Annotated in this window: 25 protein-coding genes; 12 read left to right on the top strand and 13 right to left on the bottom strand. The window is 67.8% G+C overall.

Features of this window, described 5'->3' with window-relative positions:
* A complete protein-coding gene (locus AC1Q7Q_RS28530) occupies positions 1–948 on the top strand; it encodes a hypothetical protein (RefSeq protein WP_492373488.1) in 948 nt (315 codons plus the stop codon).
* On the opposite strand, the gene AC1Q7Q_RS28525 is transcribed toward AC1Q7Q_RS28530, so the two are convergent.
* Positions 933–2,144: a M20 aminoacylase family protein gene (locus tag AC1Q7Q_RS28525; protein WP_492373487.1), complete on the bottom strand. Its 1,212-nt coding sequence runs from the start codon at positions 2,142–2,144 to the stop codon at positions 933–935. The two genes, AC1Q7Q_RS28530 and AC1Q7Q_RS28525, sit on opposite strands and share 16 nt — an antisense overlap.
* A gap of 55 nt (positions 2,145–2,199) precedes the next feature.
* Positions 2,200–3,513 carry an MFS transporter gene (locus tag AC1Q7Q_RS28520; RefSeq protein WP_492373486.1) on the bottom strand — a complete coding sequence of 438 codons (1,314 nt, stop codon included), beginning with the start codon at positions 3,511–3,513 and terminating at the stop codon, positions 2,200–2,202.
* A 349-nt stretch (positions 3,514–3,862) separates the two neighbouring features.
* Between AC1Q7Q_RS28520 and AC1Q7Q_RS28515 the strand changes: the two genes are divergently transcribed.
* The 3 genes from AC1Q7Q_RS28515 to AC1Q7Q_RS28505 all read left to right on the top strand — a co-directional run bounded on the left by AC1Q7Q_RS28515 (position 3,863) and on the right by AC1Q7Q_RS28505 (position 6,292).
* Positions 3,863–4,801 carry a LysR family transcriptional regulator gene (locus AC1Q7Q_RS28515; RefSeq protein WP_416049920.1) on the top strand — a complete coding sequence of 313 codons (939 nt, stop codon included), beginning with the start codon at positions 3,863–3,865 and terminating at the stop codon, positions 4,799–4,801.
* Between the two features lie 193 nt (positions 4,802–4,994).
* Positions 4,995–5,912, top strand: coding sequence for a LysR family transcriptional regulator (locus AC1Q7Q_RS28510; protein ID WP_416049919.1), 918 nt, complete (start codon positions 4,995–4,997; stop codon positions 5,910–5,912).
* Positions 5,909–6,292: a DUF2784 domain-containing protein gene (locus AC1Q7Q_RS28505; RefSeq protein WP_492374134.1), complete on the top strand. Its 384-nt coding sequence runs from the start codon at positions 5,909–5,911 to the stop codon at positions 6,290–6,292. The genes AC1Q7Q_RS28510 and AC1Q7Q_RS28505 overlap by 4 nt, the downstream gene beginning before the upstream one ends.
* Before the next feature lie 76 nt (positions 6,293–6,368).
* Here the strand turns inward: AC1Q7Q_RS28505 and AC1Q7Q_RS28500 are convergent, their stop codons facing one another.
* The 6 genes from AC1Q7Q_RS28500 to AC1Q7Q_RS28475 all read right to left on the bottom strand — a co-directional run bounded on the left by AC1Q7Q_RS28500 (position 6,369) and on the right by AC1Q7Q_RS28475 (position 13,224).
* Positions 6,369–7,187, bottom strand: coding sequence for a crotonase/enoyl-CoA hydratase family protein (locus tag AC1Q7Q_RS28500; RefSeq protein WP_043350572.1), 819 nt, complete (start codon positions 7,185–7,187; stop codon positions 6,369–6,371).
* Complete coding sequence (locus AC1Q7Q_RS28495) at positions 7,184–8,863, bottom strand: long-chain-fatty-acid--CoA ligase (RefSeq protein ID WP_492374135.1); 1,680 nt, start codon at positions 8,861–8,863, stop codon at positions 7,184–7,186. The genes AC1Q7Q_RS28500 and AC1Q7Q_RS28495 overlap by 4 nt, the downstream gene beginning before the upstream one ends.
* Positions 8,864–8,915: 52 nt before the next feature.
* Complete coding sequence (locus AC1Q7Q_RS28490; protein ID WP_174425825.1) at positions 8,916–9,692, bottom strand: enoyl-CoA hydratase-related protein; 777 nt, start codon at positions 9,690–9,692, stop codon at positions 8,916–8,918.
* Positions 9,693–9,780: 88 nt separating this feature from the next.
* Positions 9,781–10,602: an SDR family oxidoreductase gene (locus tag AC1Q7Q_RS28485; RefSeq protein ID WP_492374136.1), complete on the bottom strand. Its 822-nt coding sequence runs from the start codon at positions 10,600–10,602 to the stop codon at positions 9,781–9,783.
* Between the two features lie 474 nt (positions 10,603–11,076).
* Positions 11,077–11,766 (bottom strand): GntR family transcriptional regulator, encoded by a 690-nt coding sequence (locus tag AC1Q7Q_RS28480; RefSeq protein WP_043350559.1) that lies wholly within the window; start codon positions 11,764–11,766, stop codon positions 11,077–11,079.
* Between the two features lie 45 nt (positions 11,767–11,811).
* Positions 11,812–13,224 carry a C4-dicarboxylate transporter DctA gene (locus AC1Q7Q_RS28475; RefSeq protein WP_492374137.1) on the bottom strand — a complete coding sequence of 471 codons (1,413 nt, stop codon included), beginning with the start codon at positions 13,222–13,224 and terminating at the stop codon, positions 11,812–11,814.
* Between the two features lie 425 nt (positions 13,225–13,649).
* On the opposite strand from AC1Q7Q_RS28475, the gene AC1Q7Q_RS28470 reads away from it, so the two are divergent.
* Together AC1Q7Q_RS28470 and AC1Q7Q_RS28465 are read left to right on the top strand one after the other, a co-directional pair.
* Positions 13,650–14,915: an allantoate amidohydrolase gene (locus AC1Q7Q_RS28470; RefSeq protein WP_492374138.1), complete on the top strand. Its 1,266-nt coding sequence runs from the start codon at positions 13,650–13,652 to the stop codon at positions 14,913–14,915.
* A 43-nt stretch (positions 14,916–14,958) separates the two neighbouring features.
* Positions 14,959–16,227 (top strand): M20/M25/M40 family metallo-hydrolase, encoded by a 1,269-nt coding sequence (locus AC1Q7Q_RS28465; protein ID WP_492374139.1) that lies wholly within the window; start codon positions 14,959–14,961, stop codon positions 16,225–16,227.
* A gap of 195 nt (positions 16,228–16,422) precedes the next feature.
* On the opposite strand, the gene AC1Q7Q_RS28460 is transcribed toward AC1Q7Q_RS28465, so the two are convergent.
* On the bottom strand, positions 16,423–17,013 hold the full coding sequence (locus AC1Q7Q_RS28460) for a GNAT family N-acetyltransferase (RefSeq protein ID WP_150992589.1): 591 nt from the start codon (positions 17,011–17,013) through the stop codon (positions 16,423–16,425).
* A gap of 248 nt (positions 17,014–17,261) precedes the next feature.
* On the opposite strand from AC1Q7Q_RS28460, the gene AC1Q7Q_RS28455 reads away from it, so the two are divergent.
* Together AC1Q7Q_RS28455 and arsC are read left to right on the top strand one after the other, a co-directional pair.
* Positions 17,262–18,167, top strand: a complete 906-nt coding sequence (locus AC1Q7Q_RS28455) for a LysR family transcriptional regulator (RefSeq protein WP_492374140.1) — start codon at positions 17,262–17,264, stop codon at positions 18,165–18,167.
* A 103-nt stretch (positions 18,168–18,270) separates the two neighbouring features.
* Positions 18,271–18,630, top strand: coding sequence for an arsenate reductase (glutaredoxin) (arsC, locus tag AC1Q7Q_RS28450; RefSeq protein ID WP_492374141.1), 360 nt, complete (start codon positions 18,271–18,273; stop codon positions 18,628–18,630).
* Between the two features lie 97 nt (positions 18,631–18,727).
* On the opposite strand, the gene AC1Q7Q_RS28445 is transcribed toward arsC, so the two are convergent.
* From AC1Q7Q_RS28445 to AC1Q7Q_RS28435, 3 genes are all read right to left on the bottom strand, one after another.
* Complete coding sequence (locus tag AC1Q7Q_RS28445; RefSeq protein ID WP_492374142.1) at positions 18,728–18,955, bottom strand: hypothetical protein; 228 nt, start codon at positions 18,953–18,955, stop codon at positions 18,728–18,730.
* A gap of 172 nt (positions 18,956–19,127) precedes the next feature.
* Positions 19,128–19,775 (bottom strand): 3'-5' exonuclease family protein, encoded by a 648-nt coding sequence (locus tag AC1Q7Q_RS28440; RefSeq protein WP_492374143.1) that lies wholly within the window; start codon positions 19,773–19,775, stop codon positions 19,128–19,130.
* A 74-nt stretch (positions 19,776–19,849) separates the two neighbouring features.
* The gene (locus AC1Q7Q_RS28435) at positions 19,850–20,500 is read right to left on the bottom strand and encodes an MBL fold metallo-hydrolase (protein WP_492374144.1); all 651 of its coding nucleotides are present in this window, start codon (positions 20,498–20,500) and stop codon (positions 19,850–19,852) included.
* A gap of 335 nt (positions 20,501–20,835) precedes the next feature.
* Between AC1Q7Q_RS28435 and AC1Q7Q_RS28430 the strand changes: the two genes are divergently transcribed.
* Positions 20,836–21,660, top strand: a complete 825-nt coding sequence (locus tag AC1Q7Q_RS28430) for a septal ring lytic transglycosylase RlpA family protein (protein ID WP_492374145.1) — start codon at positions 20,836–20,838, stop codon at positions 21,658–21,660.
* Between the two features lie 72 nt (positions 21,661–21,732).
* Here the strand turns inward: AC1Q7Q_RS28430 and rsmI are convergent, their stop codons facing one another.
* A complete protein-coding gene (rsmI, locus tag AC1Q7Q_RS28425; RefSeq protein WP_492374146.1) occupies positions 21,733–22,656 on the bottom strand; it encodes a 16S rRNA (cytidine(1402)-2'-O)-methyltransferase in 924 nt (307 codons plus the stop codon).
* Between the two features lie 39 nt (positions 22,657–22,695).
* On the opposite strand from rsmI, the gene AC1Q7Q_RS28420 reads away from it, so the two are divergent.
* The 3 genes from AC1Q7Q_RS28420 (at position 22,696) to AC1Q7Q_RS28410 (ending at position 24,681) form a co-directional block, all read left to right on the top strand.
* Positions 22,696–23,064 (top strand): YraN family protein, encoded by a 369-nt coding sequence (locus AC1Q7Q_RS28420; RefSeq protein ID WP_492374177.1) that lies wholly within the window; start codon positions 22,696–22,698, stop codon positions 23,062–23,064.
* 99 nt (positions 23,065–23,163) lie between these two features.
* Positions 23,164–23,751, top strand: coding sequence for a phosphoheptose isomerase (locus tag AC1Q7Q_RS28415; RefSeq protein ID WP_043350515.1), 588 nt, complete (start codon positions 23,164–23,166; stop codon positions 23,749–23,751).
* A 90-nt stretch (positions 23,752–23,841) separates the two neighbouring features.
* Positions 23,842–24,681 carry a BON domain-containing protein gene (locus AC1Q7Q_RS28410; RefSeq protein ID WP_492374147.1) on the top strand — a complete coding sequence of 280 codons (840 nt, stop codon included), beginning with the start codon at positions 23,842–23,844 and terminating at the stop codon, positions 24,679–24,681.
* Positions 24,682–24,727: the final 46 nt, after the last annotated feature.

Below are 24,727 nucleotides of genomic sequence, written 5' to 3'. Positions count from 1 at the left end.
ATGCATACCAGGCTCCCTCCCACCCGCGAGCTGCTTGACGCGCTCAAGCGCAAGCCGCCCGCCGCATCCGATACCGCCGGTTCGCCCGCGGCCGCCATGAACCTGATGCGGCTGCAAAGGGGCCTGCTGGTGCTGTTCTGGGCTTGTTCGGTGGCTGCGCTGCTAGTGACCGGTGCTGTGCTGTACACCAAGTACCAAATCAGGCAGACGCCGGCGCCATGGCTGGCGCGGCTGGTCTATAGCTTGCTGGGCGGCAGCGTGGCGGGGCTGGCAGCGCTGCTGCTCACGCACCTGCCGGCGCTGGCGCGCAAGTTGCGCGATCCGCTCGGGGCATTGGCCGACCAGGTCGACCGGCACGATGAGACGGAAAGCGCGCTGCTGCGCTCGCTGGCGCGCGTCCCCGCCCAGGCGCTGCGCGCCAGGGCACGGCGGGTGGAGATGCAGTTACGGATGTGGGAGGGCATGGCGAGGACGATCGGTTTGCTGATCGCGGTCAGCCCGGCCGCGCTGGTGCTGGTCACGGGCCTGTTCGAGTTGCCGCGCAAAGGCGGCAGCCTGCTGCCGCTGCTGTCGCTCTACGGCCTTGTCTTCGTGTCGGGCGCGGCGCTGGCGGTCTTCCTGCAATTGCAGGTCAGCCGGCCGTTGCGCCGGCTTGCCTACGTGCTCGGCGAAGCGGCGCAGATCAGCGCGCAGCTGGAAAAGGCGCCAACGCCGCCCGCGGCGGCATCGGCAGTGGTCGCCGCCGTACCCGTTGCAGCGCCCATTGCAGCGCCCGCATCCGCGGTCCCATCTCCGGCGCCGGTACCGCCCGAAGTCCTCCATGCAAGCGCGCTCGGGGATGCAGCCGCGACCTCGCCAGAAGAGGATGCCGCGGCGCAAGTGGACCACGCGGACCACGCGGCAGCGGGTCCGCCCACGCTGCCTGCGCTGCCTCAACCCGCCAGGTAGGTCTGGGCCAGCCGGACCCAGCAAGCCGCGCCCAGCGGCAGCACCTGGTCGTTGAAGTCGTAGCCCGGGTTGTGCACCATGCAGCCGCCAAACTCGCCTTCGCCGTTGCCGAGGATCAGGTAGCAGCCCGGCACCTCGTTGAGCATCCACGCAAAGTCCTCGCTGCCGTTCAGGCCCTTGGGGGCTTGCGTCACGACTTTGTCGGTGCCGACCAGATCGGCGCAAACCTGCTGCGCCAGCGTTGTTTCGGCCTGCGTGTTGACCATCGGCGGCGTTAGCTGGCGATAGTCGATGTGCGCCTCCACGCCGTGCGCCTGCGCGGTCAGGCTGACGATCTCGCAGATGCGCTGCTCCACCAGCGCGCGCGTCTCCGGGCGCGCCGCGCGCACGTTCAGGCCCAGCGTGACTGATTCCGGAATCACGTTGTGCGTGGCGCCGCCACGGATAAAGCCCACCGACAGCACGGCCGAATCGTCCGGCGCCACATTGCGCGCCACCACCGTCTGCAGCGCGGTGACGATGGCCGCGGATGCTGCGATCGGATCGCGCGCGCGGTGCGGCATGGCACCATGCCCGCCCACGCCCTTGATGGTCACGTCGGCCACGTCGGACGACAAGCTCACCGGGCCGGGCAGCACGCGGAAGGTGCCGGCGGGCACGCCCGGCATATTGTGCAAGGCGAACACGGCATCGCACGGGAAACGCGTGAACAGGCCATCCTCGATCATCGCGCGCGCGCCGCAAAGGTTTTCCTCGTCGGGCTGGAAGATCAGGTTGAGGGTGCCATCGAAATCGCGGCTATCTGCCAGCGCCTTGGCGGCGGCCAGCAGGATGGCGGTGTGGCCGTCGTGGCCGCACGCGTGCATCTTGCCCGGGATCTTGCTGGCATACGGCAGGCCCGTGGCCTCGACGACCGGCAACGCATCCATGTCGGCGCGAATGCCCAGGCGGCGCTTGCCGTTACCCAGCTTCAACTGCCCCACCACGCCGCTCTTGCCGATGCCCGTGTGCACCTCGTAGCCCCAGCTCTCCAGCAAGGTGGCCACCAGTTTGCTGGTGGCGCCAACCTCGAAGCCGAGCTCAGGCTGGGCGTGGATCTGGCGGCGGATGCCGATAAAGGTCTCGGCATCGATCTGGATCGCCGGCAGCAGATGCGGCAGCAACTGGAAGGGCGTCAGGGTCGGTTCGCGGGTCATGTGTTTATCCTTTGCTGCAAGTCGGCCAGCCTGGCCGGGTAGAGGAGGAGAGCGCTCAATGCGCTTGGGCGTTTTCGCGGATCGTCAGCACCGCGAGGATGGTCACCGTGCCGCAGGCCATCATGTAGAAGGCGGGCGCCATCGGGTTGCCGGTCTTGGCCAGCATCCAGGTGACGATGAACTGGCAGGAACCGCCGAACACCGTCACGCCAACCGCGTAGATCACCGACAGGCCGCTGGCGCGCACATGGGCCGGCAGGAGTTCCATCATCATCAGCAGCATCGGCGTGGAGCCCAGGTAGACGCTGGCGGTCAGCAACGCGGACAGCGACAGCACCAGCGGCACGCTCGGGTAATGGGTCATCAGCCAGAACGCGGGATAGAGGCACACCAGCGTGAAGGCCATCGAGCCCAGCACCAGCGGCTTGCGGTGCGGCAAGCGGTCGGCCAGCGTGCCGGCCACCAGCGACATCACCAGGCACACCACACCCGTCACGCAGCCCGACAGCAGCGACAGCGATGGCGGCAGATGCAGTTCGCGGATCATGTAGGTGGGCATGAAGTACACCACCAGGTAGGTGGCGACCGTGCCGCCGATGATGGTCAGGATGCCCTTGACCACAGTGCCGCCATGCTCGCGGAACAGCGTGCCGAGCGGGCTGGGCGCGTGCGCCTCGGCCGTGTGCGTCTCGTCCAGGTGAGCGCGGATATACAGGCCCACAGGTGCAATCAGCAGGCCCAGCACGAAGGGCACGCGCCAGCCCCAGCTTTCCAGCGAAGCCTGCGGCAGCACGCCATAAAGAATGGCGGCCGTGAGCGCGCCCAGCGTCGCCGCGATGCCCTGGCTGCCGAGTTGCCAGCTGACGCGAAAGCCGCGGCCCTTGACGCCGCCGGACTCCATCAGCATGGCGGTGGAAGCGCCAATCTCGCCGCCCAGCGAAAAGCCCTGCAGCAGGCGTCCGGCCACGATCATCACCGGCCCGAACAAGCCAGCGACCGCGTAGGTCGGGGCAAAGGCCAGGCACATCGTGCCAATCACCATCAGGCCGATGGTCAGCGTCATTGCCGCCTTGCGGCCATGGCGGTCCGCGTAGTTGCCGATCACAAAGCCGCCCAGCGGCCGCATCACGAAGCCGATGCCGAAGGTCGCCACCGCCAGCAGCAGCGAGCCGTATGCGCTGTCGGACGGAAAGAACAGCTTGCCGATCAGCAACGCGAAGAAGCTGTAGACGGTGAAGTCGTACATCTCGAGCGCATTGCCGATCGAGCAGGCGGCGATCAGGCGGGACTGGCTCTGGCGCGGCGGGCTCGCGGGCTTGGCCTGAGAAGGGGCCAGCGAGGGCGCCGCGGGCAGGGTGGCATCGTTCATGTCGGATCTCCACGAACTGGTTGAGGGGGTGAGGGGGTGGGGGCCGTGGAGGCCGGCGCTTGCCGGGCATCCATCGCGGGAAAGTGGGGACTCCCTGGCGATGAAGTATTGAGGCAAACACGGCAAGCCAAAAATCATATATTTTCATCCTGATAACCAAATGGCATCGCCGTCATAACCACCGTCGCGCCGCTATCGGTACAAGTACCGAGAAGCCTTGTGCCATGGGCATTCGCGGCGCAGCACCGGGTGCGCGCAGTAGTGCCGCCAACGGCGCTCGGGCACGGCTCCGGGGCGGCGCGCACCGTTGCGGGGCGCCTGGAAGAACATAAAAAGAGGAAAAGCCAAGATGAAGCTGCAGCAACTACGCATCCTGCTGGCGGTAGCCCAGCACGGCAGCATCCACGAAGCCTCGCGCAGCCTCCATGTGTCGCAGCCGGCACTGTCCAAAGCCATCGCCGAACTGGAACGCGAGCTCGGCGTCACCCTGATGTCGCGCTCCGTGCGCGGCGTCAGCCTGACCGCCTATGGCGTGGCGCTGGTCAAGCGCGCCAGCCTGGTGGAGCAGGAACTGCGGCATGCGCTGGAAGACATCGAAGCCATCCGCGGCCACGCCGACGCGCAGCTCAACATCGGCTTCACTGCGGTGGCCTCCAGCGGCCCGCTGCCCGACGCCATGGCCGCGTTCCGCAAGCGCTTTCCCAATGTCGCCCTGCGCGGCTTCGAGCTGCGCCCGCAACAGATCCTCGAAGGCCTGCGCGAAGGCCGGCTCGACCTCGGCCTGATCTCCACCAACAGCGGCCCCGGCACCGGCACCTTCCAGTGGGAACCGCTGTTTTCCACCGGAATGTCGCTGGCCGTGCGCGCCGGCCATCCGCTGCGGCGGGTACGCCGGCTGAGGCCGCTGCTCGACGCCGACTGGCTCGTCCTCGACCCGCTCGACGACCCCGGCAGCCCGCTCGCCAGCGTGATGCGGCTGCACCGGCTCGACATGCCCAAGCGCGTGGTGCAGAGCGCCTCCAACCTGCTCGGCCTGCAGCTGGCCACGCGCACCGACCTGATCAGCATGTGGTCCGACTTCGTCTTCGACGGCACCGGCCCGCTGCGGCTCGATCCTTCGTCATTGATCCGACTGCCGATCAGCGACGAACTACCCGAGTTCCGCGTGTTCCTCGTCTACCGCTCGGAAGACCTGATGACCCACGCCTGCGCCGAGTTCAGCAAGGAGGTACGGCATTGCGCGCAAACGATGCCGCGAGGGCGGCCCGCGGTGCGTGCGGGCAGGTGAGTGCAGTGATGCATTGTCGGAGCGCTTGATCGGGCACGAATGGCCCGATGGCGGACGCCAGGTCCGGGCCTCCCGCCTGATATCTCATTCCTCATTCCTCATTCCTCATGCCCCCACCCAAATCGCCTCCATAGCCCCCACACATGCCCGCCGCCTTCAAATGCGCCACAATGACGCCCAGGAGACACACAGCATGGACAAGCTAAAACAGATCGAAGCCTTTATCGCTGTCGTCGAACACGGCAGCATGGCTGCGGCCGCGCTGACGCAGGGGGTGACGCCGGTGATGATCGGGCGCCGCATCAATGCGCTGGAGGCGCGCATCGGCGTGAAGCTGCTGCACCGCTCAACGCGGCGCATCGTGGTGACGGAGCAAGGCGCGGCGTTCATGGAGCAGTGCAAGAAGGCCCTGGCGGACCTGGACCGGGCCGAGATGCTGATCGCCGAAGGCAAGCACAAGGCGACCGGCCACCTGATCGTGTCGGCCCCGGCGGCGTTCGGGCGCAAGCATGTGGCGCCGCATGCGCCGGCGTTCCTGGCGGCGAACCCCGAGGTGCAGATTTCCTTCAACCTGACCGACCGCGTGGTGGACCTCGTGCGCGAGGGCTATGACGTGGGCATCCGCATTGGCGGGGCCATCGATCCAAACTTTGTCGCGATCAAGCTGGCGACCAACAAGCGCGTGGTCTGCGGCACGCCGGCTTACTTCGCACGCTACGGCGTGCCGCAGACACTGGACGACCTGGCGCAGCACAACTGCCTGGCGTTCAACCTGCAGGGAGGCCAGCAGCGCGGCTGGTATTTCCAGCAAGACGGCAAGACGGTGACGGTGCGCGTCAATGGCAACCTGGATTGCAACGACGGCGAGTTGCTGCATCGCTGGACGGGCGAGAGCCTGGGGCTGGGCTGGCGCTCCACCTGGGAAATCCTGCCGCAGCTGGAGAGCGGGGAGCTGATCACGGTGCTGGATGAGTATGCGCTGCCCGATTACGACATCCTTGCGGTGTACCCGCAGCAGCGTCCGGTGCCGGCAAAGATCCGCTTTTTTATCGAGCACCTGAAGGCAGCGTTCGCGGTGCCGGGCTACTGGACCGGGCGGCAAGGACGATGATGGCGGCGTGGCTCGCGGACGCGGTCGTCCTTTTTCACCTCGCCTTTATCGTCTTCGTCATGCTGGGCGGTTTGCTGGTGTTGCGCTGGCCGCGCATGGCCTGGCTGCATCTGCCGGCAGCGGCCTGGGGCGTGGTGGTGGAGTGGAGCGGATGGATCTGCCCGCTCACGCCGCTGGAAAATGCGCTGCGCCAGCGCGCGGGGCAGCAAGCCTATGGCGGGGATTTTGTGCAGCACTACGTGCTGGCGCTGATCTATCCCGATGGCCTCACGCGCGAGATCCAGATGGTGCTTGGCGCCGTGGTACTGGCGCTCAACCTGGCGGTCTACGTGGCGCTCTATTGCCGGATGCGGCGCCAGCGAACGCGTCGGCACGCCTGAGCGCGCAAGACGCAAAACGCAAGGCGCAAGGCGCAGATCGCAGATCGCCAGGCACCTCAGCCCGCACCACGCAACACTACGACGCCGGCTTGAACGCTGCTGCCCGCTTTTCCATATTGGCGATCACTGCTTCGCGCTGGTTGGCGCCGCCGATCAGCCGGTCCTGCTCGACCGATTCGGCCAGCAGAATGGCGGCACCGTCGCCGTCTTCGCTCACCTGCATCAAGCGCTTGGCGGCGCGGATTGCGTCCGGGCTGCGGTTGGCGATGTCGCGCGCGGTGGCTAGCGCGGCGGCGCGCGGGTCGTCCACCACGGCGGTGGCCAGGCCCAGCGCGCAGGCTTCTTCGCCAGTGACGATGCGGCCGCTGTAGATCAGCTCGCGCAGGCGGTCGGGGCGCACCAGGCCGCGCATCAGCAGCATGCCGGCCATGTCGGGCACCAGCCCCCACTTGATCTCCATCACCGACATGCGCGTGTCCGCGGTGACATAGCGCAGGTCCGCGCCGAGCGCGACCTGCAAGCCGCCGCCGAACGCCACGCCGTGCACAGCGGCGATCACCGGCACCGGCAGTTCGCGCCACACCATGCAGGCGAACTGCGGGCGATTGGCGATGCCGTGGCTGCGCGCCGCGAGGCGGCCCGCGGCGATGGCGTCGCCCTGGCCATCGCCCAGCCCGGCCATGCTCTGCATATCGAGCCCGGCGCAAAATGCGCGGCCTGCACCCGACAGCACAACGGCGCGCAAGTCCGGTTCGCGCGCGAGACGCTGGCCGGTCTCGATCAGCGCGTCGAACATGGCGGGGTCGAGCGCGTTCATCTTGTCGGGCCGGTTGAGCCTGACCTCGGCCACGCCATCTTCGATGGTCAGGATGATGCGTTCGCTGCTGGTGCTCATCTTGCATGGCTCCTTGCTGGAATCGGGTCCTGCGCCGTGGGCAGGACATAGTCTTTGAATTGCTCGCGCAGCTTCACCTTGAGCAGCTTGCCCGTGGCGGTGTGGGGCAGCGAGTCGACAAAGGCGACGTCGTCGGGCACCCACCATTTGGCGACGCGCGCGGCGAGAAACGCGAGCAGTTCGGCGGCGCTCACGTCCTTGCCCGCGCGGCGCACCACCACCAGCAGCGGGCGCTCTTGCCACTTGGGATGTGGCACGCCCACGACGGCGGCTTCGGCCACGGCGGGATGGCCCATGGTGGCATTCTCCAGGTCGATGGAAGAAATCCACTCGCCGCCGGACTTGATCACGTCCTTGGCGCGATCCACCAGCTGCACATAGCCGTCGGCATCGATATTGGCGACGTCGCCGGTGTCGAACCAGCCGTCGGCGTCGAGCGCGTCGTGCTCTGCCTTGAAGTACGCCGAGGCGATCCACGGCCCGCGCACCTTGAGCCGGCCAAAGGCCTGGCCATCGTGCGGCAGCGCGTTGCCCTGGTCGTCCTCGATGCGCAGGTCCACGCCCCACAGCGCGCGGCCTTGCTTGAGCTTGATCTTCAATTGCTCCTGCGTGCCCAGCGCTTGATGCTTGGGCAAGAGCGTGCTGATCACGCCGATCGGGCTGGTCTCCGTCATGCCCCAGCCCTGGACGAAGCGCGCGCCGAACTGCTGCTCGAAGCGCTCGATCATCGCCGCCGGCGCGGCGGAGCCGCCTACGCCGGCCAGCTTCAGCCCGAGCGAGCGCGCATCGATCTCTGGATGCGCATCCAGGTACTGGAACAGCATCAGCCACACCGTGGGCACCGCGGTGGAAAAGGTCACGCGTTCGTCGCGCAGCATGCGGTAGACGTTTTCGCCGTCCAGGTGCTGGGCGGGCAGCACCATCTTGGCGCCCGTCATGGCGCATGCGTAGGGCATGCCCCAGGCGTTGGCGTGAAACAGCGGCACGACCAGCAGGATCGCGCTGTCCGCGCTCACGCCAAAGGTGTCGAACGCACAGGCCTTGAGGCTGTGCAGCACGGTGGAGCGATGCGAATACAGCACGCCTTTCGGGTTGCCGGTGGTGCCCGATGTGTAGCAAAGCGACGACGCGGTGCGCTCGTCGAACTGCGGCCACGCATAGTCCTCGCTGCCGGCCTCGACCAGGTCTTCGTAGCACAGCAGGCTAGGCAGCTTGCCGGCGAGGCCGAGCGCGTCGGTGCCGGCGCGATCGGTCATTGCCACGTAGTGCTTGACGCTGGACAGGCGCGGCGCGAGTTGCGCCACCAGCGGCGCGAAGCACGGGTCGAAGAAGAGCACGCGGTCTTCCGCGTGATTGATGATGTAGTCGATCTGCTCGGGGAACAGGCGGGGATTGACGGTATGCAGCACCACGCCCGCGCCCGACACGCCGAAGTACAGCTCCAGGTGGCGGTGCGTGTTCCACGCCAGCGTGCCGACGCGGTCGCCTTGCTGAATGCCAAGCCCGGCGAGCGCGCTGGCCACCCGCTTTGCGCGGCGGTGCACCTGCGCGTAGTTGGAACGCACCGTGCCGCCATCGATCGTGCGCGACACGATCTCCTGCAGCGGGTGGTACTGCGCGGCGTACTCGATCAGTGAGGAAATCAGCAACGGACGGTCTTGCATGAGGCCTAGCATGGTGCGCGTCTCCTGGTTTCGAATGGGTGGTGCGATGCGTAGCCAGCGGTGGTCAGCGGCCCTTGAATGCGGGCTTGCGCTTTTCCAGGAACGCCGCCACGCCTTCCTTGAAGTCCTCGCTCTTCGAGGCGCGCGACTGCAGCGTGGCTTCTCGTTCGAGCTGCGCCGGCAGGTCGCTCTCCAGGCTGGCGTTGAGTGCTTCCTTGATCAGGCCGTAGGCAAAGGTGGGCATCTGCGCCAGGTGGGCGGCCAGCTTGGCGGTCTCGGCCGGCAGGGCTTCGTCTTCATGCACCTTCCACACGAGGCCGATGCGATGGGCTTCTTCGGCGTCGATTTTCTCGGCCAGGATGGCCAGCGCGCGGGCGCGCATCTCGCCCGCGTAGCGCGGCAGGAAGTAGGTGCTTCCCGCATCGGGCACCAGGCCGATTTTCGAGAACGCCTGCAGGAACGACGCGGAGCGGCCAGCCAGCACCACGTCGCCGGCCAGCGCCAGGCTCATGCCGGCGCCGGCCGCTACGCCGTTGACCGAGGTGATGACGGGCTTGGGCATATTGCGCAGCGCCAGGATGATCGGGTGGTAGCGCTCGCGCAGCAGCGTGCCCGAATCCTGCAGCCCGGGCTCACGCCCGGCCAGGTCGGCGCCCGCGCAAAAGCCGCGGCCATTGGCGGTCAGCACCACCGCGCGCACGGCCTCGTCCTGCGCGGCGCGCTCGACGGCGGCGCGCAGCTCGAGCATCAGCGCGCTGTTGAGCGCATTGAGCACGTCGGGGCGGTTCAGGGTGATGGTGGCCACGCCCTCGGCGGCGTGATAGAGCACGGGTGATGTCATGGCTGTCTCCTTGTCGTAGGTGTTCTGATGCGCAAATGCACAAATGCACAAATGCACGAAGGCTTGAGTGTGTGTAGCGCCGCGCGGCTCAGGCCGCCTTGCCCGGTGCCTTGGGCGGATGCAGTGCATCGGCGGACGCGTCGCCCAGCTTGCTGCCGCCATCGCAGTCGACGATGGTGCCGGTGATATAGCGGGCGTTGTCGGTGGACAGGAACAGCGCCGTATTGGCGATATCGTCCTTGTCGCCGTAGTCGCGCAGCGCCAGGCGCGCCTTGAAGCGCGCCTCCATTTCCGGCGTGGGCGCGAGCCGCGCCATGCCCTCGGTGCCGGCGATGGGGCCGGGCGAGATGGCGTTGACGCGCACGCCGGCCGGGCCCCATTCCATGGCCAGGCATTTCACCAGCATGTTGATGCCGGCCTTGGCGGCGCAGACGTGGGCCTGGAACATCATCGCGTTGACCGCCTGCGGCGCGGTGATGGCGATCAGCGAGGCGCCCGGCGCATTGAGAAAGGCAAAGCAGGCTCGGAAGACATTGAAGGTGCCGATCAGGTCGATATCCACCACGGTCTTGAAGCCGTTGGCGGACATGCCTAGCGCCGGTGCGACAAAATTGCCGGCCGCGCCCGAGATCACGATATCGATCGGGCCAAGCTCGTCGCGCGTGCGCGCAAGCGCCGCCTCCACCGCGCCGTAGTCGCGCACATCGGCTGCCATGCCGATGGCGCTGCCGCCGGCGTCGTTGATGCTGGCCGCCGCCGCGGCGATGCGCTCGGGGTCGCGGCTGACCAGCGCCAGCCTGGCGCCCGCCTTGGCAAAATGCCGGGCGATGCCCAGGTTGATGCCGGACGAGGCGCCGGCGATAAACACGACCTTGCCGGCCAGGACGTCATCTTTGAACGCGTTGGACATGGATTTCCCTCACCAGGATGGGTTGGATGATGAAAGCGGATGGCCCGGCACGGGGGTCGGGCGGGAAGATCAGCCGCGCACGCGGCGCGGGCGCACGGATGGCAAATCGGGGAGCAGGATGGCGCGGGCTGGTGCTGGCGATGCCTCGAACATCGCCACCGGACGGCTGGAACGGGTCATGTCTGTCTCCTGGCTTTTATCTTTTGCCATTGATCTTTTAAGCGGCCTCTGACTTGGGCCTCCGACATCCTACTCCGAAGCCGTGATTCGATCACGCGCGGATCTGGCAATGACGGCGCGCGCGGCGCGCAAAAGAAAAAGCCCGCACCCAAGCCGGCGTGCGGGCTGCCGTCCGCGATGGACGGGCCAGTGTGTCATGAAGCGCGCCCCCGCAGCTTCATGACGAGGTCGATGATGGTGCAAAGGCGCGTGGCGCGCATTGACCTGGGTCAAGCGCGCAGCAGCATGCCGGGATCAGGCCAGCAGCGCCGTCACCAGGTCCTTGCTGCGGGCGGCGGGCACCTGCTCGAAATGCAGCGCCGCCTCGACGTGGTTCAGGTGCTCCACCATCAGGGTCACCGCGCGCTCGGTGTCGCCGGCGCGGGCGGCCTCGATGAAGTCGCGATGCTCGTCCGAGGAGCAGGCGGCGTCGCGGCGGGACTGGTAGAGCATGGTGATCACCGCGCTGCGCAACGACAACTCCTGCAGCATGCCGGTCAACACGCCATTGCCCACCACGTCCGCCAGCATGATGTGGAAATCGCTGAGCAGGCGGGTGCGCACATGCGCATCGCTGCCGCCCAGCGCTTTCTTCTCGGCGACGAGGTGCCGGTCGATGCGCTTGTAGTCGGCGGCGGTGGCGCGCGCCACGAATTCACGCGCCAGGGCCGCCTCCAGGATGCGGCGCACCGCGAACACTTCGCGTGCCTCCTCGGCACTGGGCTTGGCCACGAAGGCGCCCTTGTCCGGCACGATCTGGATGAGCTTGTCCTTGGACAGCATCAGCAGCGCGGCGCGCACCTTGGTGCGGCTGACGCGGTAGACGCTGGCCAGGGCCTCTTCGCGCAGCTTGGTGCCGGGCGGCAGGCGGTGCGAGACGATCGCCGCGACGATGTCTTCGGCGATCGCTTCGGCGGTCATGGCAGGGTCGATATGCTCAGGCATGGTCGCGCACTTGCGCAGCGTCTCGGTAGGAGGAATCCCGAGATTCTAGCGCCCCGCGGCCGTGCCGGGCAGCGGGGATGCCCCGGGGGTAGCCAGGGCGGCCTCGTGCGGCGCCGGGGCAAAGCCCGCTTCGAGGTCGCTGGCGTCGATCCTGCCGTTGAGCACGTCGTGGGCGCGAGCCCGGTCGATATCCTTTTCCCAGGCGGCGACCACGACGGTGGCCACGCAGTTGCCGATCAGGTTGCCGACCGCGCGGGCAATGCCGATGAACCAGTCCACCGACAGCACCAGCACCAGCCCGATGGCGGGAATGGCCGGATGCGCCGACAGCGTGGCCGCCAGGATCACGATGGCCGAGCCGGGGATGCCGTGCGCGCCCTTGGAGGTGACCAGCGCCACCGCCAGGATGCCGAGCAGGTCGCCCAGCGCCAGCGGCGTATTGGTGGCCTGGGCGATAAACACCGCGGCCAGCGTCAGGTAGATCGAAAAGGCATCCAGGTTGAAGGAGTAGCCCGTGGGGATCACCAGGCCCACCACCGATTTCTTGATGCCGAGGAACTCCAGCTTCTTCATCACCTGCGGCAGCACGCTGTCGGACGATGCGGTGCCCAGCACCACCAGCAGCTCGGCGCGCAGGTAGCGGATCAGCTTGAAGACGGAGAAGCCGCACAGGCGCATCACCGTGCCCAGCACCACCATCACGAACAAGGCCACCGCGCCGTAGAACACCAGCACCAGGTAGCCCAGCTGCTTGAGCGAGCCGATGCCGTACTTGCCCACGGTGAACGCCACGGCGCCCAGCACGCCCAGCGGCGCCAGCTTGATGATGAAGCCCATCATCTTGAACAGCGTGTGCGAGAAGTTGTCGATGATCGTCACCAGCGGCTGGCCGCGCTCACCCACCAGCGACAGCGCGCAGCCGAACAGGATCGAAACCAGCAGCACCTGCAGCACGTCGCCGCTGGCGAACGCGCCCGTGATGGTGCTGGGAATCAGCTTGAGCAGGAAATCCACCATGCCCGCGCTCTTGACCTTCTCGGCGGTGTCCACATAGGCAGACATGGCCGAGGCGTCGAGCGAGGCCGGGTTCACGTTCATGCCGGTGCCGGGGTGGAAGATGTAAGCCAGCGCGATGCCCAGCGCCAGCGCGATGGTGGTGACCACCTCAAAGTAGAGCACGGCCTTGACGCCGACCCGGCCCACCTTCTTGAGCTCGCCGGCGCCGCAGATGCCGGCCACCACCACGCAGAACACGATCGGGCCGATCAGCATCTTGATCAGCTTGATAAAGGCATCGCCCAGCGGCTTGAGCTTGGCGGCAAATTCAGGGAAGAACAGCCCGAGCGCAGTCCCGAGCACCAGGGCAACGAGGACCTGGCCAAACAGGGATCGGAAGAAGCGGGAAAAGGCGGCTTGCGGGCGGCCGGAAGCCGGCCGTTGCTGGACTGCTGGGTGCATCGTTGTCTCCATGCGGACGCGTCCTAGACTTTGGCTGGCGCATCCTGTCATTGCTGCAGGAATTGCCGGTTGCCCGCGTGGCGGGACAGCCGGCCTGACGTGCCGGGCGCGTGGCCGGGTGAGGGCTGCGGCGCTTCGTGGATTGGCCCGCTTGTTGGGGCGAAATCCACGCAACTCGCTGTCCGGATCGGATTGTCCGCAGCGAATTGTCGGAACGTGGAAGCCAATATAGTGCATATCATTTTTGTATGCAATTTTTGAATTCACTGTGCTACCATGAATCGCACAAAATAGAGCTCTCGCACGAGAGTCAGGGCGCACCGGGATGGTCCGGCGGCGCCGGCCCGGCACCCGAGGCACCGCTGGTGCGGGGCTTGCATGATCCGGCGCCACCCGCATTCGCGCACTTCCAGCAGGAGACACGCATGGCAGCAACCCTCACGCCCGCTACCGAAACCGGGGCGCGCATCATGGCCTGGGCCGATACCCTGGCCGTCCACACCGAGCAGCCCGGCATGCTCACCCGCACCTATCTCACCGAAGCGCACCACGGCGCCGCCGCGCAGCTCACCGAGTGGATGCAGGCTGCCGGCATGACGGTGCGCCGCGACGCGGCCGGCAACGTGATCGGCCGCTACGAGGGCACCGCGCCCAATGCGCCGGCGCTGCTCACCGGCTCGCACTTCGACACCGTGCGCGATGGCGGCCGCTATGACGGTAACCTCGGCGTGATCCTCCCGGTCGCCTGCGTGGCGCAGTGGAACCGCCAGGGCAAGCGCTTCCCGTTCGCCATCGAGGTGGTCGGCTTTGCCGAGGAAGAGGGCGTGCGCTTCAAGGCCACGCTGCTGGGCAGCCGCGCCATCGCCGGCACCTTCGACACCAATGTGCTCGACAACGTGGACGACTCGGGCAAGACCATGCGCGAAGTGATGCGCGCGGCAGGTTTCGATCCCGCCGGCCTGCCCGCCGCCGCGCATGCGCGCGAGCAGGTGCTGGCGTTCGTGGAAGTCCATATCGAGCAAGGCCCGGTGCTGCTCAACGAAGGGCTGTCACTGGGTGTCGTGACCGCGATCTCCGGCGCCACCCGCTTTATCGTGGAACTTGAAGGGCTGGCCGGCCACGCCGGCACCGTGCCGATGGACATGCGCCGCGACGCCGCCATGGCCGGCGCCGAGATCGGCCTGTTTATCGAGCGCCGTTGCAGTGGCCTGCCGGGCCTGGTCGGCACGATCGGCCAGTTCAACGTGCCTAACGGCGCCGCCAATGTGGTGCCGGGCCGCGCGGTCTTCTCCATCGACATCCGTGCCGGCGAAAACGCCGTGCGCCAGGCTGCCGTGAATGACGTGCTGGCGGAGATCGAGCGCGTGTGTGCCCGGCGCAATGTGCGCGTGCAGATCCGCAAGACCCACGAGGCCGTCAGCGTGCCGTGCGCGCCCTGGCTGCAACAGCAATGGGCGGATGCCATCGCCCGCCAGGGGCTGCCGGTGCGGCACCTGCCTTCCGGCGCCGGCCACGACGCCATGGCCATCGCGGCCATTGCCGATGTCGCGATGCTGTTTGTGCGCTGCGGCAACGGTGGCATCAGCCATCACCCCACCGAGATCATGACCGCGGAGGATGCCGCCAGCGCGGCTGCCGTGTTCAGCGATTTCGTCGAGCATTTCGACAAGCATTCCGCGCCGCAGCAGTAAAGCGCCCGCATCCGCCATCCTGAAAGACTTTTCGAGAATCAACATGACCGCAAGAGACAACGTGAACCCGCTGCAGACCACGCTCACCAACTACATCGACGCCCAGCGTCCCGCGCAGGAAGCCTTCCTCGCCGAACTGGTCAAGGTGCCGTCGGATAACCCGCCGGGCGATTGCGACGCGCACGGCGCGCGCGCCAAGGTGCTGCTCGAAGGCCTGGGCTTCAAGGTCGAAGCGCACAAAGTGCCGGACGAGCTGGTCAAGGCCGCTGGCATGATCAGCGCCACCAACCTGCTGGTGCGCAAGACCTTCGGCACGGGCGGCCCCACCATCGCCATGAACGCCCACGGCGACGTGGTGCCTCCGGGCCTGGGCTGGACCAAGGACCCGTACGGCGGCGAAATCGCCGACAGCGAGTACGGCCCGGTCATGTACGGCCGTGGCGTGGCGGTGTCCAAGTCGGACTTCGCCACCTACACGTACGCTGTGCTGGCGCTGATGGAAGCCGAAAAGCAAGGCGCCAAGCTCAACGGCACCCTGGAACTGCAATTCACGTACGACGAGGAAACCGGCGGCGACATCGGTCCCAAGTTCCTGCTCGACCAGGGCCTGAGCAAGCCGGACTACGCCATCTCGGCCGGCTTCTCCTACGGCATCACCTCGGCCCACAACGGCTGCCTGCACGTGGAAGTGACGGTCAAGGGCAAGCAAGGCCACGCCGCCATGCCCCACACCGGCGTGGACGCGATCGAAGCCGCCACCCATATCCTGCAAGCCATCTACGGCCTGCGTGCCGAGCTGGCCACGCGCAAGTCGAAGACGCTGGGCATCGATACCGCCACGCTGAACGTCGGCCTGATCAAGGGCGGCATCAACACCAACGTGGTGCCTGACCTGGTGACCTTCCGCGTCGACCGCCGCATGATCCCCGAGGAAATCGGCTTCGACGCCGAGGGCGAGCTGCGCGCCGTGGTCGAGAAGGCCGCCAAGGACCGTCCGGGCATCGAGGTCAAGGTCGAGCGCATCATCCTGGCCGAGCCGCTGTCGGAACTGCCGGGCGTGGAAAAGCTGATCGGCGCCCTGAAGGGCCGTGCCGAGGAAGTGTTCGGCGTGGAGATCCCGGTGCAAGGCGTGCCGCTCTACACCGATGCCCGCCACTACACCAAGTACGGCATCCCCACCGTGCTGTACGGCGCCGGCCCGCGCACGCTGATGGAAGCGCGCGGCCACAACTCGGACGAGAACCTGCGCCTGAACGACCTGAACCGTGCCACCAAGGTGGTGGCGCTGGCGCTGTCGGATCTGATCGGTTGATCCGTCATGGTCCCGGGGCTGATATCAGCCTCGGGACTAGAAGAGAGGGCAGGCGCTCGCCGCGCCCTCTCGTCAGCCTTGATCGCAAGATCATGCGCATGACGAATATATTTACCTGGTTATATCAACTTATAATTCCTCATTGGAATTAACTAAGGTGGATCGGCTGTCTGCCGGCTTGGTGCCGGCCAGGTCTTACGGCCTGGCAGAACGCTCCACCGGCGGCGTTTCGTCCCCATCTCCCAGCGACCGCTGCATCAGCACCGTATCGATCCACTGCCCGTGCTTGAACCCGACGGACTGCAGCCGGCCGATGGTGCGAAAGCCCACCCGCTCGTGCAAGGCCAGCGAGCCAGCGCCTTCGCCGCTGGCGGTGCAGGCCACTACCGCCACCATCTGCCGCCACGGGCCGCTCTCGCAGCGCGACACCAGCGCGGCAAGCAGCGCCAGGCCAAGGCCCTGGCCCCGGTAGCGCTCGTCGATGTAGACCGAATCCTCAATGGCAAAACGGTAAGCACTGCGCGTGCGGTAGGCGCTGGCGTAGGCGTAGCCCAGCACCTCGCCGCCGCGCTCGGCCACCAGGTAGGGCAGGCCCTGGCGCTTCACCTCGGCGTGACGCAGGCGGATGTCGTCCACGCCCGGCTCGACCTCCTCGAACGACGCGCGGCCGTGACGCACGTGGTGCGCGTAGATGGCCTGGATGGCGGGGATGTCGGCAGCAGTGGCGTCGCGGATCGACGGGCTGGCGCAGGCCTGGACGGCGGCGGTGGCATTGGCCACGGCCATCGGCGTGGCTGAGGCGGCGCTGAGTGTGGCGAGAGGGGCTTTCATGATGCTGGCGCGGCGAGCGGTCTGGGCAGGTGAGCCGGTTCGAGCGTAGTCGATGCCGGGGGAAAGGCGATACGTGGATGAAAGCCGTGTTGCGGCAAGCTGCCCCGCAGTGGCAAGGGCCGGGGCACGCTGCTACCTTAACTTGCGCCGATGCTATAAAGGAAGCTTCGCTGACTTATGCAGCGCATAAGAAATTCTTTGGCATGCGGCATCTCAATCCCGACTTCCTGCACGCTTTTTCACTGGTTTGCGATCTTGGCAGTTTCTCGGCGGCGGCCGAGCGCCTCGGTTTGAGCCAGCCGGCGGTCAGCCTGCAGGTGCGCCAGCTGGAGCAGCGTTATGGCCTGCGCCTGCTCGAACGGGTAGGGCGCCATGTGCTGCCCACCGCCGCCGGCGAGGACTTGCTGGCGCACGCGCGTGGCGTGGCCGGTGCGCTGGCCGCCGCTGACGACAGCATGGCGCGCCACGCCGGTGGGGTGGTCGGCCGGGTGCGGCTGGGCACTGGCGCCACCGCCTGCATTTACCTGCTGCCTGCGGTGCTGCGTGACCTGCGCCGCGCCATGCCTGCGCTGGAGATCGTGGTCAGCACGGAAAACACCGGCGAAGCGCTCAAGGCGGTGGAAGACAACGCCCTGGACCTGGCCTTCGTGACGCTGCCGGCCTCTGGCCGGATGTTCGATATCACGCCTGTGCTGGAAGACCCGTTCGTGGCCATCGGCCCCGCCGACGACGAGCCGTTGCCCGCTACCGTGACGCCCGCCGACCTGGCCGGCCGGCCGCTGGTGCTGTTCTCGCCCGGTGGCAATACGCGCCGGCTGGTGGACGAATGGTTCCTGCGCGCCGGCATCAGCGCACGCCCGGTGATGGAGCTCGACAGCGTCGAGGCGATCAAGGAGCTGGTGGGCGCCGGGCTGGGCTATTCGGTGCTGCCGGGCATGGCGCTGCCGCCGGGCCAGCCGCGCGCGCGGATCGCCGTGCGCCCGCTGGCCCCGCCGCTGGCGCGCACGCTGGCGCTGGTGCTGCGCCACGACAAGCCGCTGCGCGCCGGGCTGCGCGCCACCGTGGCGGCCCTGCTGCGGCTGGCGCCGGAAAGGCAAAGCCCGGCCTGAGCCGATATGCCACCTCTCGGGGGCATGCGGGCGGGCAACGCCGCTTGTATAGTGCGGGTTTCAGCCCCGATGCCGGGGCATCGGTCGAACCAGGAGTGCCGCCATGATCACCATCTATCACAACCCCCGTTGCTCGAAGTCGCGTGAAACCCTCGCGCTGGTCGAGGCAGCCGCTGGCCGGCTGGGCGAGCCCGTGGAGATCGTGGAATACCTGAAGACGCCGCCCACGTTGTCCACGCTCAAGCAGCTCCACACCATGCTGGGCGTGCCGGTGCGCGAGATGGTGCGCGACAACGAAGCGCCCTACAAGGAGCTGGGCCTGGCCGATCCGGGCCTGACCGATGCCGAGGTGCTGGGCGCGGTGGCCGACCACCCCATCCTGCTGCAACGCCCGCTGGTGGTGCGCAACCGCCGCGCCGCCATCGGCCGCCCGCCCGAGAACGTCTCCCCCTTGCTGGCCTGAGCCGGCGCCGGCATACCTTGGTCCCGGAATAAAACCGGCCCCCACCTAGGTGGGGGCCGGCCCGGTCAGGGAGGCTGAACTGCTTCAGGCGGGTCGTCTAATGAACACCCAGCCAGTGCATGGCCTCCTGGCCGAAAGCGATTGCCGCCAGGACCACCAGCAGGATCACCAGCGTCACCGCGCTCACGTAGACCGTGGCCTTGGCGACGTCGGCGTCGTCCTCCAGGGAATGCGAGCGTGTGGACTCTCGCGAGGATGCGCTCACGTGCGGCCAGTGCAACCGGCCGGCCATATGGCGCAAGTGCAGGTCGGGATGGAAACGCATGGGCGACACCTCCTGGGCGTGGCTCGCGAGGCCGTGTAAGCGTATATGGCGTGGCGCCGCGGCAGCCCTGTGACGGGGTGGGTTCGGATGCCATATACGTCTTAACTATAGCTGGCGCGGCCCAGGATGCGAGGCCGGCGCACGGCCCGCGGCAATCCGCGGGCAAACCTGCTCAGGCCGTGGGAGCCGGTGGCGCACCATCGCTTTCGGCCAAAGCTTGCGCGGCGGCCAGCGTGGCCTCCCGCGCGCGCAGCTCGGCGAGCATGTTGCAGAACAGCGCACCTTGCTCCAGCGCATCGTCAAGCGCCACATGGGTGTGCGGCAGCGGGTCCTTCCACTCGGCCGGCAGTGCCGGCTTGACGGTCTTGCGGTAGGGCAGCCCGGTCATGGCGAACCCCAGCGTCTTGATGTCGAGCGCGGCCCAGCCAAACGGCGAGCGGCCGGCAAAACGCATCATGTACCAGAACATCCAGGTGAAGTCGAAGCCAGCCGGAAAGGCCACGAAGACCGGCTTGCCGGGCAGGCTTTCCACCCACTCCACGTAGCGCACCATGGCCCGCTCGGGCGGCTCCAGGTCCTGCCGGCAGGCGGCCCAGGCTTCCGGCTGGGTTTGCCACCACTGCATCTGCGCCGGATGCCCGGCCGCGCCCGGCAGCGTTTCCAGGTTGGCCGAGAAGGTGCTCACCACGGTCTTGTCCGCCAGCATCGCGGCGGAGGCGAACGACAGCATGGAGTGCGGCCCGGGGATGGGGCCGTCGGCCTCCACGTCGGTGCTGACATAGATTTCGGGACGGGTGTCAGGTGCCTGTCGCTTGGCCATGGCCTGCCTTGGAAATGAGGTTCGAGAAAAGCGGCGGCGGGTTTAGCCCACTAGCCCACTAGCCTGCCAGGCCACTAGGCCACATCGATCAGGTGGTCCGCCACGTACGGGTTGTTCTTGCGCTCCTCGCCAAAGGTGGAGACGGGCCCGTGGCCGGGCACGAAGGTGACGTCCTCGCCCAGCGGCCACAGATGGGTGCGGATCGAGCGGATCAGGTCGGCGTGGTTGCCGCGCGGAAAGTCGGTGCGGCCGATCGAGCCGGCGAACAACACATCGCCCACGATGGCAAGCCGGTTGGCGCGCGAGAAAAACACCACGTGGCCGGGCGTGTGGCCCGGGCAGTGGTAGACCTCCAGCGTCTCGCTGCCGAACTGCACGGTGTCGCCCGTGTCGAGCCAGCGCTGCGGCTCGAAGATCTCGGCGTGGCCAAAGCCGAAGCGGCGCGTCTGCTCGGGCAGTTGCTCGATCCAGAAACGCTCGTCCTCGTGCGGCCCCTCGATCGGGATTCCAAGCTCGCGCGCGAGCGACGCGGCGCCCGCGCAATGGTCCACATGGCCGTGGGTGAGAAAGATCTTCTCCAGCGTCACGCCGTGTTTTTTGACCGCGGCATGGATGCGGTCAAGGTCGCCGCCGGGATCGGTCACCGCGGCGCGGCCGGTGGTCTCGTCGATCAGCAGCGCGCAGTTCTGCTGGAAAGGCGTCACGGGAATCAATAGGACTTGCATGGGGCGGAATTCAGGAGGGGGAACGCGGGATATCGCGAAAGCCGCGGAAGCCGTGGAAGCCGCGGGCGCCTGATGCGCCACAACGGGCGCAACCGCCGGGACGGCCCGCGATTGGAATCGTCCTCGCATTGTAGCGTCGGGCACACTGGAACGTGCTGCGCCCGGCAGCACGGCCAAGCCATGAAGCCATGCGGGCAGCACACCGTGAAAGCCTTGCCAGGACTGGCATTGCGCCCGACCGCCGCCGAATCGGGTACGGTTTTTGCCGCGCGTTACAGACAATTCGTAACATAATCAAGACCATAGGTGTAACTGCGTGATGCTAGACTCCCGCGATGTCTTGGTTACCCCCCCATTTTCCCCGCCCCGGGCGGATCGTCCGCCTGTGCCTGCACGCCACGTGCGCGCTGGCGCTGGCCGCCTGTGCGATCCCGCCGGCGGATGAAGCGCAGGAGGGCATGCCCACTGCCGCCACCCCGGGAAGTGCCAAGGCTGCCAAGCCGGGCAAGACGGCCAAGGGCGACAAAAACGGCGGCAAGCATGGCAAGGCCGATGACGCCACCAGGGGCGAGGCGACCGATCATGCCCAGAAAGACAACGGTAACGGCTGGGGCCTGTTCCGCTGGGGCGGCGGCAACGATGCGCTGGGCGAGGGCGCCGGCCAGGGCTCGCTGGAAGGCTTGCGGCCCGACTTGGGCTCCTTTGAGCAGCGCGGCACGGCGTCCTGGTATGGCAAGGGCTTCCATGGCCGCAAGACCGCCAATGGCGAGCGCTTCGACATGCGCGCGATGACCGCCGCGCATCCCTCGCTGCCGCTCGACAGCTGGGTGCTGGTGCGCAACCTGCGCAACGGCAAGGTCGCGGTGGTTCGCATCAACGATCGCGGGCCGTATCACAGCAACCGCGTCCTCGATGTCTCCTATGGCGCCGCCAAGCGCCTCGGCTTCACCGACCACGGCTCGACCCAGGTGGAAATCCGGCGCCTGTCGCGCTCCGAGGTCGCGGCGCTGGGGCCACAGATCGCGCCGGGCGATGACGATGCGGGCGATGGCGGCGACGATGCCTCCACCGGTCCCGAGATGGCAGACAATCCCGCCAAGCCGGCGCGCACGGCCCGCAAGGCGCGCAAGCCTGCCACCACGAAGCGCAAGAGCCGTTGAGCCGGGGCGCGGACCATGCAGCCCTGCCAGGTCCGCGAGGCCGACGGCGCCAGCCTCGCGCTTGTCTCCGGCTTACTCCGTGGCTTCGTCCTCCGCGCCACCCTCGGCGCGCTGGGCCAGCGCCAGCCGGTACAGCGCATCCGTTGGCGCACCGGTAATGGCGGCGGCAAGCTTGGCAGCCCGCTTGGCCGGCAACTCGGCCAGCAGCAGGCCCAGCACCTGCTGGGCGCGGGCGTCGGGCAGGCCGGCATCCGCCGCCGCCGGTGCTGCCCCTTCCACCACCAGCACGAACTCGCCCTTGGCGCGCGACGGATCGGCGGCGAGCCAGGCCGGCGCCTCGCTCACGGGCAGCACCTTGATTTCCTCGAACAGCTTGGTCAGCTCACGGCCGATCAACAGCCGCCGGCCGGCCGGCAGCGCGGCAGCCAGCGCCGCCAGCGTGTCGGCGATGCGGTGCGGCGCCTCATACACCACCCAGGCATGGTCCAGTGTGGCCAGCCCGGCGATGGCATCGGCGCGCGCACGCGCCTTGGGCGGCAGGAAACCGGCAAAGGTGAAGCGGCCGTCACCGCTGTCGAGCATCGCGCCCGCCACCGACAACGCGGCCACCGTCGCACTCGGGCCGGGCAGCGGTACCACCGCGTGGCCCGCGGCGCGCGCCGCTTCCACCAGCCGCGCGCCCGGATCCGAGATGCCGGGCGTGCCCGCGTCGGACACATAGGCGATGCGCTCGCCGGCCGCCAGCCGCGCGTTGATGCGCTCGGCCGCTTCGCGCTCGTTGTGCTCGTGCACCGCCAGCAAAGGGCGGTGCAGGCCCACGCGCGTGAGCAGTTGCCCGGTGTTGCGGGTGTCCTCGCAGGCCACGGCGTCGACCAGGCCGAGCACATGCAGCGCCCGCAGCGAGAGATCAGCCAGGTTGCCGATCGGGGTGGCCACCACATACAGGGTGCCGGACGGGTAGGACTGGCCGGCCGCCAGGGAGATCCAGTCAGTCATGCTTGAGAACTTCCGTTGAAACCATCATTCAAATCCACGATGTCGCCGACGCAGGCGCGGGGAGCCCGGGCCGAGTCGCGCGCGCTGGACTACCTGGAAAGGCAGGGCCTGGCGCTCGTGGTTCGCAATTATCGCTGCAAAGGCGGCGAGATCGACCTGATCATGCGCGCGGCCGACGGCACGCTGGTGTTTGTCGAGGTGCGCCAGCGCGCCAGCCGTGCTTATGGCGGTGCGGCGGCCAGCGTCACGCCCGCCAAGCAGCGGCGCATCCTGCTGGCGGCGGCGCATTACCTGGCGGCGCAGGCAGGACAGGGCTTCGAGCCGCGCTGCCGGCTGGATGTGGTCGCGCTGGAGCCGGGCCGCCTCGAATGGATCCGCGACGCGTTCGATGCTGGCGCGGCGCAATGAAGCGGCAGGCAGCCCAGGCGCCTGCGTCATAATGCAGCGGTATCTTGCGGCGCATGCCGTATTTGAAAAGCGTTTGAAAACAAGAAGGCCGATCGAGCCATGCATATCGATAGCATCCAGCAGCATTTCTTCGACAGCGCGGAGACCAAGCGCCAGGCCGCCACGGTGATGGCGCCGCACATCGCCGCGGCGATCGAGCGCCTGGTTGGCGCGCTCACCAGCGGCAACAAGATCCTGGCCTGCGGCAACGGTGGTTCCGCCGCCGATGCCCAGCATTTCGCGGCCGACCTGATCGGCCGCTTCGAGCGCGAGCGCCCGGGCCTGGCGGCCATCGCGCTGACCACCGACAGCTCCATCCTCACCGCCATCGGCAATGACTACGATTTCAGCGTGGTGTTCTCCAAGCAGGTGGAAGCGCTCGGCCAGCCGGGCGACGTGCTGCTCGCCATGTCCGCCTCCGGCAACGCCGCCAACGTGATCGCCGCGGTGCTGGCCGCCAAGCAGCGGGACATGAGCGTGGTGGCGCTGACCGGCCAGGGCGGGGGCGAGCTCGCCGGCCTGCTCGACGAATTCGACGTCCACCTGTGCGTGCCCAGCGAGCGCGCGGCGCGCATCCAGGAAGTGCACCTGTTGACCCTGCATTGCCTGTGCGACGGCATCGACGAAGCGTTGCTGGGCGAGGGGTAAGGCCTGCGCCCACCCAAGCTCGCCGCGCGGCGCTGCCGCCTTTTGCCACCACAGCCCTTTTTTTGCCTCACCGCTTTCAGCAAGGACCGCATGACGACTCTGCCCAACCCGCGTGAATCCCGCGCCGCCCGGCTGACCGGGCACCTGCCGCGCCTGGCCCGCACCGCCGCCATGATGGCGGCCCTGACCGTCGCGGCCACGCAGCTCGCCGGCTGCTTTCCGGTCATCGCTGCCGGCATGGCCAGCGGCGTGACCATGGCCACCGACCGCCGGCCCACCGCCACCCAGACCATCGACCGCGGCCTGCAGCTCGAAGCCGAGAACACGCTGAACTCGCGCTACAACGGCCAGGCCCGCGTGAGCGTGTCGGTCTTCAACCGCAAGGTGCTGCTGACAGGCGAGGCCAAGGACAACACGGTCAAGCAGCAGATCGAGCAATACGTAAAGGGCCTGCCCAATGCGCGCGAAGTGGTCAACGAGCTCGAGATCGTCTCGTCGCCGTCGTTCGTCACCCAGAGCCAGGACACCTTTATCACCAGCAAGGTCAAGACCATGCTGGTCACCGCCGATGGCGTGCCCTCGAACTCGATCAAGATCGTCACCGAGAAGGGCGTCGTCTACCTGCTCGGCGTGGTCACGCCGCCCGAGGGCGAGCGCGCCACCGATGTGGCGCGCAATGCCAGCGGCGTGGTCAAGGTGGTCAAGGCATTCGACTATGTGACCGAAGCCGAGGCGGCCAGGCTCGACGCTGCCTCCACCGGGCGGACCACGCCGCCAGACGCAGCGCCCGCCACACCTGGCACGCCAGCACCGGTGCAGTCGGCGCCCGCGCAAACCGCACCCGACGCCGCCAGCGGCGCCACGACCAGCCCGGTGGCATCGCCCGTTGCCTCGCCGGTGGCATTGCCGCCCGGCCGTAACCTGCCCTGAACGGCCGCGCGCGAAAGGCGGCCCGCCAGGCTCCCGCCTTTCGCGC

It is taken from the genome of Cupriavidus sp. GW823-FHT07A04 (assembly GCF_058794615.1).
This window is presented reverse-complemented; position numbering and strand designations above follow the sequence as displayed.